This is a genomic window from Streptomyces sp. JLBG701 (assembly GCF_058544905.1).
Genome location: NZ_CM178588.1, coordinates 10,439,752 through 10,452,147, shown reverse-complemented (window position 1 = coordinate 10,452,147; position 12,396 = coordinate 10,439,752). Strand labels below are relative to the sequence as shown.

The window sequence follows — 12,396 nt, the reverse complement described above, 5'->3', positions numbered from 1 at the left end:
CGGATCCGCTCCCGCCCCACGCCAACCCTGTGGCTACGAACGAGGCTCCCATGTCCGACCTGCCCGACCCACTGACCGCCGCCCGCGCCGAGGCGCTGTTCGGCAGCGACCTGTCCACCGGTTCCGAGCCGACCCGGGCCGAGATCACCGCGGCGATACGGCGCTCGATCCGCCTGCACGGCGGCAGCCACGGCTGTGCCACCACCCTCGCCGGCGCCTACGGCGAGCGTCCCGAGACCGCCGTGCCCCGGATGCGCTGGGCACTGCGTCTGGTCCGCGCCACCTATCCGCGCAGGCCCATGGTGCCCGCGGGGCGTGACACGGACCTCGGTTGACCACTCCACGGCCCGAAACCGGACAGCGAACCCAGAAAGCAAACCCAGGAAGCGAACCCATGGTGGCAACATGCGCGCGTATCTGCCTGGCCCTCTGCGTCGCCGTCTGCGGCCTCGTCCTGGAGGGAGCCGGGCCCACCCTGGCCGCGTACGGCGTCAGCACACTGTGCGCCGTGCTGCTCGGCGCGGAGCAGCGGGGCACGGCTGTCCACGCCGCTTCGCGTCTCCCGGCGGGCCTCACCCCCGCGCAGGCCGTCGACGCGGAGCGCACCCGGCTGCGGCACGAACTGCACGACGGGCTCGGCCCCCTGCTGTCCGGCATCGGCCTGTGTACCCGGACCCTGTCGGAGCTGCTAGGCGACCGGCTCCTGGACAGCGAACGCGCGCTCCTTGACCGTATCCGCCTCGAAGCGTGCGGCGCCGCGACCGAGGTCCGCCGCCTGATCGAGGCGCTCCCGCCCGGGGCGGTGGAGTCGCTGGGGCTCGTCGACGCGCTGCGCCACCAGGCCCGGCTCGCGACGCCCGCCACGGTCGTCGAGGTCGTGGTTTCCGAACTGCCGTCGCTGCCCCCGGCCGTGGAGTCCGCCGTGTACCGCATCGTGACCGAGGCCCTCACCAACGTCGTACGGCACGCGGACGCCCCGCACGCCCGGGTCACCCTGGGCGTCCGGCACCGGGTGCTGCTGGTCGGCGTCGACGACGACGGCCGGGGCATGGCCTCCTGGCGTCCCGGGACCGGGCTGGTCTCCATGCGCCGCCGGGTGGAGGACCTGGGCGGAACGCTGCTGGTCCGCACGGCCCCCGGCCGCGGCACCACGGTGACCGTGACGCTCCCGCTCGACGCGACCGGCTGAGCGGCCCGCCCCGCGTCCCGTCCGCGCCGGGACGACCGCCCGCCACCGGCAGGACTCCCGCCTCCTGTGCCTGCCGGGCCGGGCCAGCACGGTGGAGGGCATCCATCAACGGCCTGCTCTCGACAAGGAGTCACTTCATGGCCAACGGAACCTTCCAGTCGCTGCCGGTACCCACCACGGCACTCGACGGGCGTATCGGCGCGATCGTCCTGGACCCCGGCGGCAACCCCGCCGACGTCGTCGAAAAGGGCACCCCGGTCACCGTCCGGGTCGACTGGCACGTCACCGGATTCCTCGTTCCCCTGCTGGCGGGCAACTGGGTCCTGCACGTCAGCGTGGACGAGATCGGCGGGACGCACGACTTCAACGTCCCGCTCTCGCCGGTGTCCATCCCGCTGAACGGGAATCAGGACTACCAGCGTGACATCGTCATCAGCTCGTTCCAGCCCGGAAGGACGTACTCGCTCGTCGCGTCCCTCGCCTACCGCAACCCGGCGGGCGCACCGGCGCCGCTCGGCGGCTACGTCAACGTCGGCACCGTGAACGTGCTGCTCTGACTCCGGTTGTTCTCACGGTCGTTCGCGTCCCGAACCGCCTCATCGGCGGGGCGGGACGCGTTCGCGTCAGGTGCCGGGCTTACGGCCGTACACGAAGACGTCGTCGCCCTTCTTCAGGAGCGACCAGTACTTCTTCGCCGTGGTCGTGGTCATGTTGACGCAGCCGTGCGAGCCGGGCGGGTTCCACATACTGAGCTTGACCGAGTGGAAGGCCTGGCCTCCGTCGAAGAACTGGCTATAGGGCATGGGCACGTTGTAGATGGTCGAGACGTGGTCGATGTGCCGCCAGTAGATCTTCTTCAGGCCGGTGCGGGTCTCGTAGCCGTCACGCCCGGTGCGGACCGGGACGGGGCCGTAGACGAGCTTGTCGCCGTCCTGGATCCAGCTCAGCTGGAGGGTCAGGTTGACGCAGGCGATGCGGCCCTTGTTGGTCGGGCACTTGCCGGCCTTGTTGGGGTTGTCGCCGACGGCCTTCTGCTTGTTCATCAAATTCATCACGCCCCAGGTGACGGGGCCCGCGTAGCCGATGTTCGGCGTGATGCCGTGCTTGTTCTGGAAGGCCTGGATCGCCTTGCAGTCGGCGGTGGACTGCTTGCCGTCGACCGGCCGGCCGAGGAACTTCTCCACCTGCTTCTGATAGGGCCCGGCCTTCGTGGTGCAGCTCGCCGCCTGCGCCGGCGCGGCGCCGAGCGTGAGTGCGAGCGGCGCCATCAGGCCGGTGATTCCGAGTACGACGGCTCCCCGTCTGCGTATGTCCCCCATGGGTGGCCCTGCCTTCCGCGCTGACGAATCACTTTCGCTGTCGCTTTCGCCAGCTAGACAGCTGACCAGGCCGATCGGTTGTGGGGCGGCGGACGATGCGACCAAACGGTGACATTGCGGGTGGTCCACTTTTCCTCAGGTGGACCGGGATTCCGGCCTCCCCCGAGACATACCCTGCGGCCCATGCACACCACACTCGCCGACGACCTCTCCCGTCTCCCCGAACTCCTCCAGTCCGCTCGCGACTTCGCCGCCCGGGAGGTGACCGGTCTGTCCGAGCGGCCGGTGGTGCACCTCGACAAGGCGCCCGACGGCGAGGTCCTGCCGACCGAGGGCGCGGGTGCCGAGGCTGCCCTCGCCCGGTTCGCGGAGCGATGGGCGCCGGGCTTCTCCGGCTCGGCCGGCCCGCGCTACCTCGGTTTCGTCACGGGCGGCGCGACACCCGCGTCCGTCACCGGCGACTGGCTGACGAGCGCGTACGACCAGAACGTGTCCGGGGCGGCCGGCTCATGGGCGGCGGCCTTGGAGCGGGAAACGGTGGGCTGGCTGCGGGAGTTGTTCGGGCTGAGCGAGGCGCACAGCGGGGCGTTCGTGACCGGCGCGACCATGTCCAACACCGTGGGCCTGGCGATCGCCCGGGAGTGGCTCGGCGAACGGCTCGGGGTGTCCGTCTCGCGGGACGGCGTCGCCGCGCTGGGCCCGGTCGATGTCCTCTCCGGCAGCCCGCACTCCAGTGTCACCAAGGCGCTGTCCGTGCTGGGCATCGGCCGCGGCAGGCTGCGTCAGGTGCCGGTGCTGCCCGGAAGCCGCGAGGCCGTGGACGTCGACGCGCTCGACGCCGCCCTGACGACACTGGATGGCCGGCCCGCGATCGTCGTGGCGAACGCCGGGACCGTGAACACCGTCGACTTCGACGACCTGCGGGCGATCGCCGCGCTCAAGGAGCGGCACGACTTCTGGCTCCACGTGGACGCCGCGTTCGGCGGCTTCGCCGCCCTCTCCCCCGCGTACGCACATCTCGTCGACGGACTCGACGCGGCGGACTCGGTCTGCGTCGACCTGCACAAGTGGCTCAACGTCCCCTATGACGCGGCCGTGCAGTTCACCCGCCGCCCGGACCTCCAAGTCGCGGTCTTCCACAACGCGTCCCCGTATCTCGGCCTGCCCACCGGCGAGCCCGACTTCCTCCACCTCACCCCGGAGAACTCCAGGCGGCTGCGGGCCCTGCCCGCCTGGTTCTCCCTCATGGCATACGGCCGTGCCGGGCACCGCGAGATCGTCGAGCGCAACGTCGAACTCGCTCACCGCCTCGGCGAACGCATCGACCAGCTCCCGGAGTTGCGCCTCCTGGCGCCGGTCCGCCTCAACGTCGCGTGCTTCACCCTGGCCGACGACCCGGCCCAGGAGCGGGTGGACGCGCTGGCCCGGTCCGTCGCCGACTCCGGCGCCGCCTTCCTCACACCGACCGTGTTCGGCGGTACACCCGCACTGCGAGCGGCGTTCAGCAACTGGCGTACGACCGAGGCGGATACGGATCGGGTCTTCGACGCCATCACTTCGGCTCCGGTGCTGCGACGGCCGACTCCTGAAAAGATCCATAGGGACGATTAAGTATCCCTACGCGGTCGTACGGATTGCAGGAACCCGGTGTTGACCGCGGTGAGGCCGCCGTCGACGACGAGTGCGGTGCCGGTGATCCAGGACGCGTCGCGCGAGGCGAGGAAGGCGACGGCCGCCGCGATGTCCTCGGGCTCGCCGACCCGGCCCAAGGGGTACAGCCGGCGCGCCGCTTCGAGGTCGTCGTCGCGGCCCTCCCAGGCGGAGGTGCGTACGGTGCCCGGGACCACCAGATTGACCCGGACCCCGCGCGCGGCGGCGTGTCCTGCGAGGGTGCGGGTCAGGGAGCCCAGGCCCGCTTTGCCGGCGCTGTAGGCGTGGTTGCCGAAGTCCTGGAGGCCGTTGACGGAGCCGATGCTGACGACGGCGCCGCGGCCGGAGGCGACCAGGTGCGGGAGTGCTGCCCGGCAGCAGCGGTAGGCACCGGTGAGGGTGATGTCGAGGTCGCGCGCCCACACCTCGTCCGGATCGTCCTCGAAGAGCGGGACGTCGGGCGTGCAGCCCGCGGCGCAGTTGACCAGGACATCGAGCGCGCCGAAGGTCCGGACCGCGTGCGCCACGGCCGCCTCGACCGCCTCCCGGTCGGCCACGTCGCACGCGAACGCCTCTGCCGTGAGCCCCTGTTCACGCAATCTCGCCGCGGTCTTCTCCGCCTCCGGCAGATCCACGTCGGTCAGCAGCACCCGGGCGCCCTCCTCGGCGAGCCGCCGGGCGACTGCCGCGCCGATGCCCCGGGCGGCGCCGGTGACGAGAACTCCGTATCCCTCGAAACGCTGTGTCTCGGTCATGGGCAGACCGTAGTGCCCCGACGATCAACTGGGCAGATAGCGTGCGTCCATGACCGCGTTCCTTCAGCAACTCCCCGCTCTCATAGGCGTCGTGATCGGCGCGCTCGGCTCGTATCTGGCGGTCGTACGGGGCGACCGGGTCCGGTTCCGCCAGGAGCGGGCGGCGCGTTGGGAGGAGCGGCGGCTCGCGGTGTACGCCGACTATGCGCGGACCCTGAAGAAAAGCGTCACCCTGACGTACCGGGTCGCGTCCTACCTGGGCAACGACCCACATCCGCACCCGCTGTCCCCACAGGAGGCGGCGCCGCTGCAGGCCGAGGCGTCGGTGACGCGCGACCCGGCCGGGGAGGCGCTGATCCTGTTGGGCAGCCGGGAAGTGGTGGACAAGGCGCGCGTCTGGATCGTCGCGGTGATGGAGATGGAGCGGTTCCTGCGGGAGGAGACTCGGGACCCGGCGGCCTGGCAGGCCCTGCTGGAGCGGCAGCGCGCCGGCCGTGAGGGCTACTACGCGGCGGTACGGCACGACCTCGCCCTCCCGCCGGGCCACTCGGCCCGCTGGCCGATCGCGACGGTGGACCCTCAGCGGTAGCCGGTGGTGTCCGCCGGCTTGCCCGCGTCCTGGACCTCGACCAGGTAGCGCCAAGCGTCCGGGCGGCTGCCGTCGAGGTCCGTGAAGCCGTACTCCTGGGCCAGGCCTCCGCTGGAGAGGGACTGGCCGTTCCAACGCGCCACGTCGGGGTCGGCGGCCAGAGCGGCGACCGCACGGCCGACGTAGCGCGGGGTCTCCGAGATGGCGAAGTGCGGGACGCGGTCGAGGGCGTCACGCCAGTTCTCCTCGCCCACCCCGAAGTGGCCGAGCATGATCTCCGAGCGCAGCCAGCCGGGGGTCAGCGCGAGGGCGGTCGCTCCGCGCGGGCCGAGTTCGTGGCCGAGAGAGAAGGCCATGCGCAGGACGGACGCCTTGGCGAGGTCGTAGAAGAAGTTGACGCGGTAGGTGTCGCGGTTGTACTCGGCGGTTCCGTCGGTCACCTCGACCACCAGGCCGCCGGGGTGGCGCAGGAGCAGCGGCAGGGCGTGGTGGCTGGTGATCGCGTGGGTCTCGACGGCGAGCCGGAGCAGTCTGAGCCCGTTGTCGAGGTCGTGCTCCCAGACCGGGGTGTCCCAGGCGAAGAGGTTCTCGCCGCCCCAGATGTCGTTGACGAGGACGTCGAGGCGGCCCTGTTCGCCGGCGATGCGGTCGACGAGGGTGCGGACCTGGACGGGGTCGAGGTGGTCCGTGGGCACGGCGACACCGCGTCCGCCGGCCTCGGTGACCAGGTCGGCGGTGTCCTCGATGGTCTCGGGCCGGTCGTACTCCGAACGCCGTTCGCGAGTGCTGCGCCCGCTCACGTAGACGGTGGCACCGGCCGCGCCGAGTTCCACCGCGATCCCCCGCCCCGCTCCCCGCGTCGCCCCGGCGACCAGCGCCACTTTGCCCTTCAGCGGCTGCGCCATGTCCGGCCTCCTGTGCTCGTACGACCTGTGTCGCTTACGAGCCTGACGCGGAAGCCGGACATCTCCTGTCACCTTTTACGGACGGTCACCCGGCCGGCCGCAGCCTCGCGTCGAGTGCGTCGTAGGTCGGCACGAACCAGATGTGGTTACCGCGGTTGGTCTCGCCGACGAAATCGCGCAGGGCCGTGCTGTCGGCGACGTGGTGGGAGACGTCGCCGACGACGGCGAGACGCAGCCGGTAGTTCACGAACTTCTGCATGATCGCGCCCGCGACCCCCGACCGCAGCCGGAAGAACTCGTCGGCGACCCTCTCCGCGGGAACCGTGATCAGCTGTGCGTCCCGCCCCATGGCGTCACCGATCAGGTCGAGCGCCGCGCTCTCGCCGTCGAGGGATGGGCCGTCGGGAGCGCAGCGCAGGACCGTGATGCCATGAAGGTGCACAAGCTCGTCGGAGGTCATGACAAGTGAGCGTATCGCCGAACCTCAGTGGCCACGGATGATCCACTCCTCCAAGTGCGGGGCCTCCGCTCCGATGGTCGTCGCGTCGCCGTGGCCGGTGAGGACCTTCGTATCCGGCGGGAGGGCGAGGAGCCGGTCGCGGATCGAGTCGATGATCGTCGGGAAGTGGGAGTAGGAGCGGCCGGTGGCGCCCGGGCCGCCCTGGAACAGGGTGTCGCCCGTGAACACGGCGCCGAGCCCGGGGTCGTAGAGGCAGACCGCGCCCGGCGCGTGTCCCGGAGTGTGCAGGACCGTGAGATCCGCACCGGCCGCCTCGATGACCTGGCCGTCGGCGAGGTGGGCGTCGGGGTCGCGGTTCGGGTGGGTCTGTTTCCACAGGGGCAGGTCGTCGGGGTGCAGCCAGATGGTGGCTCCGGTGCGGTCGGCGAGGGCGGGCGCGGCGTCGATGTGGTCGTTGTGGGCGTGCGTGCACACGATGGCCGTCAGGCGGCGGTCGCCGATCGCCTCGAGGATGGCGTCGGCGTCGTGGGCGGCGTCGATGACGACGACCTCGTGGTCGTCGCCGACGATCCACACGTTGTTGTCCACGTCCCAGGTGCCGCCGTCCAGCGTGAACTGGCCGGAGGTGACGAGGCGTTCGATGCGCGCGGTCATCAGAGCACCACCACCGAGCGCAGGACGTCACCGTGGTGCATCCGCTCGAACGCCTTCTCCACCTCGTCGAGTTGGATCGTCTCGCTCACGAACGCCTCCAGGTCCAGGCGCCCTTGCAGGTGCAGATCGATGAGCATGGGGAAGTCCCGGGAGGGCAGACAGTCGCCGTACCAGGAGGACTTCAGCGCCCCGCCCCGGCCGAAGACGTCCAGCAGGGGCAGTTCGAGCTTCATCTCCGGAGTCGGCACACCGACCAGGACGACCGTGCCGGCGAGGTCGCGGGCGTAGAAGGCCTGCTTGTACGTCTCCGGGCGGCCGACCGCCTCGATGACGACGTCGGCGCCGAACCCGCCGGTCAGCTCGCGGATCGCCTCGACGGCGTCGGTCTCCTTGGAATTGACCGTGTGCGTGGCACCCATCGAGCGGGCCTTCTCCAGCTTGCGATCGTCGATGTCGACGGCGATGATCCGCGCGGCGCCGGCCAGGTCCGCACCGGCGACGGCCGCGTCCCCGACGCCACCGCAGCCGATGACCGCGACCGTGTCGCCCCGGCCGACGTTCCCGGTGTTGATCGCGGCGCCAATGCCGGCCATCACTCCGCAGCCGAGGAGCCCGGCGACCGCCGGGGAGACGGCCGGGTCGACCTTGGTGCACTGACCGGCCGCGACCAGCGTCTTCTCGGCGAACGCGCCGATGCCCAGCGCCGGGGACAGCTCGGTGCCGTCGAGCAGGGTCATCTTCTGCTTCGCGTTGTGCGTGTTGAAGCAGTACCACGGCCGTCCGCGCAGACAGGCGCGGCAATTCCCGCACACGGCACGCCAGTTGAGGATCACGAAGTCGCCGGGCGCCACGTCCGTGACCCCCTCGCCGACCGACTCCACGACGCCGGATGCCTCGTGGCCCAGCAGGAAGGGGAACTCGTCGCTGATACCGCCCTGTTTGTAGTGCAGGTCGGTGTGGCAGACCCCGCAGGCCTGGATCTGCACCACGGCTTCGCCCGGCCCCGGATCGGGCACGACGATCGTCTCGATCCGAACCGCCTCGTTCTTGCCCGGTGCGATCACGCCGCGTACTTCCTGCGCCATGGTCCTGAACCCTTCCGTCGGCCGGTGTCCCGTCCCTTCGACCCTACGCGTGACTGATCGGTAAGGGCATGCGTCTGCCACTCGCGAATACCCCCAGGGGTACCTCTGCTACGGTGGTGGATATACCCCATGGGGTAATTTACCGAGGGGTTTCCCGAGGAGAGGAGTGCTGCCGTGTACTTCGTCGACACCATCGACGTGCCGGGACTGGGCAACCGCGGCTATCTGGCGGGCGGGGCGCACAGCGCCGTGGTGGTCGATCCGCCCAGGGACGTCGACCGGGTGATCGCGGACGCCGCGCGGCGGGGCGTGCGCATCACGCAGGTCGTCGAGACCCACGTCCACAACGACTACGTGACCGGCGGTCTGGAGCTGGCCCGGATCACTGGCGCCGCCTATCTCGTGCCCGCCGCCGCCCGGGTCGCCTATGAGCGGGTGCCGGTCGCCGACGGGGACGCCGTCGAGGTCGAAGAGGGTCTGACGCTGCGCGCCCTGGCCACCCCGGGACACACGCCGCACCACACCTCGTACGTCCTGGAGGACGACGGACAGGCGGTCGCCGTCTTCACCGGCGGCTCACTGCTGATCGGCACCGTCGGACGCCCCGACCTGGTGGAACCCAGGCTGACCGGGGAGCTGGCGCGGGCGCAGCACGCCTCCGCGCACCGGCTGGCCGCCGAGCTCCCGGACGAGACCGCGGTGCTGCCCACGCACGGCTTCGGCAGCTTCTGTTCCGCCGGGCAGGCCACCGGCGACGCGACGACCATCGGCCGGGAGCGCACCTCCAACGAGGCGCTGGTCAAGGACGTCGACACGTTCGTCGCCGACCTGCTCGCCGGCCTTGAGGACGTGCCCGCCTACTACGCCCACATGGGTCCGGCCAACGCCGCCGGCCCCGCCACCGTGGACCTCACACCGCCCCGGCGCGCGGACGCCGAGGAGATCGCGGCCCGGCTCGCCGCCGGCGAGTGGGTGGTGGACCTGCGCAACCGGGTCGCGTTCGCCGAGGGCCATGTCGCCGGAGCGCTCAACTTCGAGGCACAGGGGCAGCTCGCCACGTATCTGGCCTGGCTGCTGCCATGGGGCAAGCCGGTCACGCTGCTCGCGGAGTCGGCGGCCCAACTGGCCGACGCCCAGCGGGAACTCGTCCGGGTCGGCATCGACCGACCCGCCGCGGCCGCGGCCGGCTCCCCCGCCGACTGGCTACGTCCGCACGAGCGCCCTCGCTCCTTCCCGCGCGGCGCCTTCGCGGACCTCGCCGCTCGGGACGCCGATCAGGTCGTGATCCTGGACGTGCGACGCGACTCGGAGCGGGCGGCCGGGCACATCGCCGGCTCACTGCACATTCCGCTGCACGAGCTGCGCGACCGGCTCACGGAGATACCCGACGGCACCGTGTGGACGCACTGCGCCGGCGGTATGCGCGCCGCCATCGCCGCCTCGCTCCTCGACGCGGCGGGCCGTGAGGTGGTCGCCGTCGACGACTCCTTCGACGCCGCGCGTGCCGCCGGGCTCCCCATGGCGCGGATCACCGCGGCCGAGGCCCACAAGCGGACTGGCGCGGACGCAGCAGACGTACTCCTGGATGTCCGCGAGGCGGACGAGTGGGCGGCCGGGCACGCGCCCGACGCCGTGCACGCCCCGCTGTCCGCACTGTCGGCCGGGTCTCCCCTGCCGCAGGCCGCACAGGGCCGCCGGGTCGTCGCGATCTGCCGCTCCGGGAAGCGCTCCCGCGAGGCGGCCACGCTGCTCACGGCGCGTGGCGTCGCGGTGGTGGACGTCGTCGGCGGCATGGGGGCCTGGGCGGAGGCGGGGCTTCCGGTGGTGAGTGACGCCCCGCGAGGCACGGAGGCAGACCGTCCGGGTATGCGGGTTCCGGGCGAAGAACATTGCGAGGCCGCCCCCGGTCGAGTCGGGTGAGCGCGCTGATCCTGGCCCTCGTCGCCGGTGCCGTGACCGGTCTCGCGCTGGGGGCCCTCGGGGGCGGTGGCAGTGTGCTCGCCGTGCCCGCGTTGATCTACCTGCTGGGCTTCACTCCGGCCGCGGCCGCCACCGCGAGCCTGATCATCGTCACCGTGACGTCCGCGACGGCACTGTTCGCGCACGCCCGTGCGGGCGCGGTGGAGTGGCGCGGCGGTGCGCTGTTCGCGGCGGCGGGTCTCGTCCCGGCGACCGTCGGCGGGGTCGTCTCGGGGCGTCTCCCGGCCGGTTTGCTCACGGGCGCCTTCGCGGTCGTGGCCGCCCTCGCCGCGCTCCGTATGCTGCGCCCTTCGGCCTCCGTACGGGACGAGGTGGCGGTGCGTCCCGACCGGGTCGTCAAGGCGGGCGCGGGGCTCGGCGCGGTGACCGGGGTGCTGGGTGTGGGCGGCGGCTTTCTCGCCGTACCCGCCCTGGTGAACGTCGTGGGCCTGCGGATGCGGGCTGCGGTCGGCACGAGTCTGCTGGTCATCACCGTCAACTCGCTGGCCGCGCTGGCGGCCCGGGCCGGCTCGGCCGCGAGCGTCGACTGGGCTGCCGTGGCGCCGTTCGCCGCGGCCGCCGTACTCGGCGCGTGGGACGGCAAGCGCCTCGCGGCGAAAGCCTCCTCGGGTGCGCTGCAGCGGATCTTCGCCTGTGCGTTGCTGGCGGTCGCCGCGTTCATGCTGGCCGACGCCGTCACCGGGGTGCTGACCCGGTGACCGGCACCGACAGTCCTACGCCAGTGACAGGAAGAGCTTCTCCAGCCGGGCCTTCATCTCCTGCGTGCTCTCGCCGTTCTCCTCGCCGTTGCCGGGACCCGTCAGGCACTGCTGCAGTCCCGTCGCGATGATCGCGAAGCCGGCCCGGTCGAGGGCGCGAGAGGCCGCGGCGAGCTGGGTGACGACCTCCTCGCAGTCGCGTCCCTCCTCGATCATCTTGATCACACCGGAGATCTGCCCTTGCGCCCGGCGCAGCCGGTTCAGCACCGACTTGAGCTCATCAACCTCGAACTGCAGCTCCACAACAACTCCTCTACATACCCTTGGGGGTATTTTACCCTCCCCTTGGGATTCCCCACCTCACACAAGTCCCGCCGGAAGGATCGCATTCCTCATGAGCAACCCTCTCGCCCTCGACGCCGACGAGGCCCGCACGCGCCTCCCCCAGCTGACGGTCGTCGACGTCCGTACGCCGGGCGAGTTCGCCGCCGGCCATCTCCCCGGCGCCCTCAACATCCCCCTGGACCAGATCCGGCGCGCCCTCCCCGCGCTCCAGAGCCTCCGAGGCGAACTCCTCGTCGTCTGCGCCTCCGGCGCCCGTTCGGAGAACGCCTGCGGCATCCTCGCCGAACACGGCATACAGGCCATGACGCTGACGGGCGGCACCCAGAGCTGGGCGGCCCGCGGTCACGACGTACACCGCCCGTCGCCGGGCACCCGCACCGTCTGGTCCATGGAACGCCAGGTCCGCCTCACAGCGGGCAGTGTGGTCCTGGCAGGTCTGGCCCTCGGGCTCCTGCACCCCGCCTGGCAGTTGCTGTCCGCCGGCATCGCGGGCGGCCTGGTCTTCTCGGCGCTCACCAACACCTGCGGAATGGCGGCACTCCTGTCAAAGCTCCCGCACAACCGCCCGAGCCCGGCGGACCTGGAAGCAACGCTGGCGGCACTGGCACAGCGCTGAACGGGACGGATGAAGTTCCGGTGCACGACAGCGCCCCGAAAGGGGCGCGGGGCTGTGTCCATCAGCGGCTCCGCCGCGGGGCGCGACAAGCCCCCACCGGGCCCACAGACGGCGACGTAGCCTGATGCTCCGACCAACCCCCGAGGAGCGC

The 12,396-nt window shown here is 71.5% G+C and carries 15 protein-coding genes and 1 pseudogene; 9 read left to right on the top strand and 7 right to left on the bottom strand.

Annotated features, from left to right (window positions below; all coding sequences use genetic code 11):
* The first annotated feature begins 50 nt into the window (after positions 1-50).
* The 3 genes from AC5DRG_RS47825 (at position 51) to AC5DRG_RS47815 (ending at position 1,746) form a co-directional block, all read left to right on the top strand.
* Positions 51-335, top strand: coding sequence for a hypothetical protein (locus AC5DRG_RS47825; RefSeq protein ID WP_491806586.1), 285 nt, complete (start codon positions 51-53; stop codon positions 333-335).
* A 59-nt stretch (positions 336-394) separates the two neighbouring features.
* Positions 395-1,189 carry a sensor histidine kinase gene (locus tag AC5DRG_RS47820; protein WP_491806585.1) on the top strand — a complete coding sequence of 265 codons (795 nt, stop codon included), beginning with the start codon at positions 395-397 and terminating at the stop codon, positions 1,187-1,189.
* 137 nt (positions 1,190-1,326) lie between these two features.
* Positions 1,327-1,746, top strand: a complete 420-nt coding sequence (locus AC5DRG_RS47815) for a hypothetical protein (protein WP_491806584.1) — start codon at positions 1,327-1,329, stop codon at positions 1,744-1,746.
* Positions 1,747-1,812: 66 nt separating this feature from the next.
* On the opposite strand, the gene AC5DRG_RS47810 is transcribed toward AC5DRG_RS47815, so the two are convergent.
* Entirely contained in the window at positions 1,813-2,508 is a 696-nt protein-coding gene (locus AC5DRG_RS47810) for a L,D-transpeptidase family protein (protein ID WP_491806583.1), read from the bottom strand.
* Positions 2,509-2,691: 183 nt separating this feature from the next.
* On the opposite strand from AC5DRG_RS47810, the gene AC5DRG_RS47805 reads away from it, so the two are divergent.
* Positions 2,692-4,119: a pyridoxal phosphate-dependent decarboxylase family protein gene (locus AC5DRG_RS47805; RefSeq protein ID WP_491806582.1), complete on the top strand. Its 1,428-nt coding sequence runs from the start codon at positions 2,692-2,694 to the stop codon at positions 4,117-4,119.
* Here AC5DRG_RS47805 and AC5DRG_RS47800 read toward each other — a convergent pair.
* Complete coding sequence (locus AC5DRG_RS47800) at positions 4,116-4,913, bottom strand: SDR family NAD(P)-dependent oxidoreductase (RefSeq protein WP_491806581.1); 798 nt, start codon at positions 4,911-4,913, stop codon at positions 4,116-4,118. The genes AC5DRG_RS47805 and AC5DRG_RS47800 overlap by 4 nt on opposite strands.
* A gap of 49 nt (positions 4,914-4,962) precedes the next feature.
* On the opposite strand from AC5DRG_RS47800, the gene AC5DRG_RS47795 reads away from it, so the two are divergent.
* A complete protein-coding gene (locus AC5DRG_RS47795; protein ID WP_491806580.1) occupies positions 4,963-5,502 on the top strand; it encodes a hypothetical protein in 540 nt (179 codons plus the stop codon).
* On the opposite strand, the gene AC5DRG_RS47790 is transcribed toward AC5DRG_RS47795, so the two are convergent.
* The 4 genes from AC5DRG_RS47790 to AC5DRG_RS47775 form a co-directional block, all read right to left on the bottom strand.
* Positions 5,493-6,407 carry an SDR family oxidoreductase gene (locus tag AC5DRG_RS47790; protein WP_491806579.1) on the bottom strand — a complete coding sequence of 305 codons (915 nt, stop codon included), beginning with the start codon at positions 6,405-6,407 and terminating at the stop codon, positions 5,493-5,495. The genes AC5DRG_RS47795 and AC5DRG_RS47790 overlap by 10 nt on opposite strands.
* Positions 6,408-6,492: 85 nt before the next feature.
* Positions 6,493-6,867, bottom strand: a complete 375-nt coding sequence (locus AC5DRG_RS47785; RefSeq protein ID WP_491806578.1) for a DUF4180 domain-containing protein — start codon at positions 6,865-6,867, stop codon at positions 6,493-6,495.
* A gap of 24 nt (positions 6,868-6,891) precedes the next feature.
* Entirely contained in the window at positions 6,892-7,521 is a 630-nt protein-coding gene (locus AC5DRG_RS47780; RefSeq protein WP_491806577.1) for an MBL fold metallo-hydrolase, read from the bottom strand.
* Positions 7,521-8,606, bottom strand: a complete 1,086-nt coding sequence (locus tag AC5DRG_RS47775) for an S-(hydroxymethyl)mycothiol dehydrogenase (RefSeq protein ID WP_491806576.1) — start codon at positions 8,604-8,606, stop codon at positions 7,521-7,523. Before AC5DRG_RS47775 ends, AC5DRG_RS47780 begins: the two co-directional genes overlap by 1 nt.
* Before the next feature lie 174 nt (positions 8,607-8,780).
* On the opposite strand from AC5DRG_RS47775, the pseudogene AC5DRG_RS47770 reads away from it, so the two are divergent.
* The 3 genes and pseudogenes from AC5DRG_RS47770 to AC5DRG_RS47760 form a co-directional block, all read left to right on the top strand.
* Positions 8,781-10,121, top strand: a pseudogene (locus AC5DRG_RS47770) (MBL fold metallo-hydrolase); the annotation flags it as partial.
* A 3-nt stretch (positions 10,122-10,124) separates the two neighbouring features.
* Entirely contained in the window at positions 10,125-10,526 is a 402-nt protein-coding gene (locus tag AC5DRG_RS47765; RefSeq protein ID WP_491813357.1) for a rhodanese-like domain-containing protein, read from the top strand.
* Positions 10,523-11,284, top strand: a complete 762-nt coding sequence (locus AC5DRG_RS47760; protein ID WP_491806575.1) for a sulfite exporter TauE/SafE family protein — start codon at positions 10,523-10,525, stop codon at positions 11,282-11,284. The genes AC5DRG_RS47765 and AC5DRG_RS47760 overlap by 4 nt, the downstream gene beginning before the upstream one ends.
* A 15-nt stretch (positions 11,285-11,299) precedes the next feature.
* On the opposite strand, the gene AC5DRG_RS47755 is transcribed toward AC5DRG_RS47760, so the two are convergent.
* Positions 11,300-11,587 carry a metal-sensitive transcriptional regulator gene (locus AC5DRG_RS47755; RefSeq protein WP_491806574.1) on the bottom strand — a complete coding sequence of 96 codons (288 nt, stop codon included), beginning with the start codon at positions 11,585-11,587 and terminating at the stop codon, positions 11,300-11,302.
* A gap of 91 nt (positions 11,588-11,678) precedes the next feature.
* Between AC5DRG_RS47755 and AC5DRG_RS47750 the strand changes: the two genes are divergently transcribed.
* Positions 11,679-12,245, top strand: a complete 567-nt coding sequence (locus AC5DRG_RS47750; RefSeq protein ID WP_491806573.1) for a rhodanese-like domain-containing protein — start codon at positions 11,679-11,681, stop codon at positions 12,243-12,245.
* Positions 12,246-12,396 lie beyond the last annotated feature (151 nt).

What these genes read in the sequence shown, in the direction of transcription:
- AC5DRG_RS47825 (WP_491806586.1), top strand. Translation starts at nt 51, where the DNA reads ATGTCCGACCTGCCCGACCCACTGACCGCCGCCCGCGCCGAGGCGCTG.
- AC5DRG_RS47820 (WP_491806585.1), top strand. Translation starts at nt 395, where the DNA reads ATGGTGGCAACATGCGCGCGTATCTGCCTGGCCCTCTGCGTCGCCGTC.
- AC5DRG_RS47815 (WP_491806584.1), top strand. Translation starts at nt 1,327, where the DNA reads ATGGCCAACGGAACCTTCCAGTCGCTGCCGGTACCCACCACGGCACTC.
- AC5DRG_RS47810 (WP_491806583.1), bottom strand. Translation starts at nt 2,508, where the DNA reads ATGGGGGACATACGCAGACGGGGAGCCGTCGTACTCGGAATCACCGGC.
- AC5DRG_RS47805 (WP_491806582.1), top strand. Translation starts at nt 2,692, where the DNA reads ATGCACACCACACTCGCCGACGACCTCTCCCGTCTCCCCGAACTCCTC.
- AC5DRG_RS47800 (WP_491806581.1), bottom strand. Translation starts at nt 4,913, where the DNA reads ATGACCGAGACACAGCGTTTCGAGGGATACGGAGTTCTCGTCACCGGC.
- AC5DRG_RS47795 (WP_491806580.1), top strand. Translation starts at nt 4,963, where the DNA reads ATGACCGCGTTCCTTCAGCAACTCCCCGCTCTCATAGGCGTCGTGATC.
- AC5DRG_RS47790 (WP_491806579.1), bottom strand. Translation starts at nt 6,407, where the DNA reads ATGGCGCAGCCGCTGAAGGGCAAAGTGGCGCTGGTCGCCGGGGCGACG.
- AC5DRG_RS47785 (WP_491806578.1), bottom strand. Translation starts at nt 6,867, where the DNA reads ATGACCTCCGACGAGCTTGTGCACCTTCATGGCATCACGGTCCTGCGC.
- AC5DRG_RS47780 (WP_491806577.1), bottom strand. Translation starts at nt 7,521, where the DNA reads ATGACCGCGCGCATCGAACGCCTCGTCACCTCCGGCCAGTTCACGCTG.
- AC5DRG_RS47775 (WP_491806576.1), bottom strand. Translation starts at nt 8,606, where the DNA reads ATGGCGCAGGAAGTACGCGGCGTGATCGCACCGGGCAAGAACGAGGCG.
- AC5DRG_RS47765 (WP_491813357.1), top strand. Translation starts at nt 10,125, where the DNA reads ATGGCGCGGATCACCGCGGCCGAGGCCCACAAGCGGACTGGCGCGGAC.
- AC5DRG_RS47750 (WP_491806573.1), top strand. Translation starts at nt 11,679, where the DNA reads ATGAGCAACCCTCTCGCCCTCGACGCCGACGAGGCCCGCACGCGCCTC.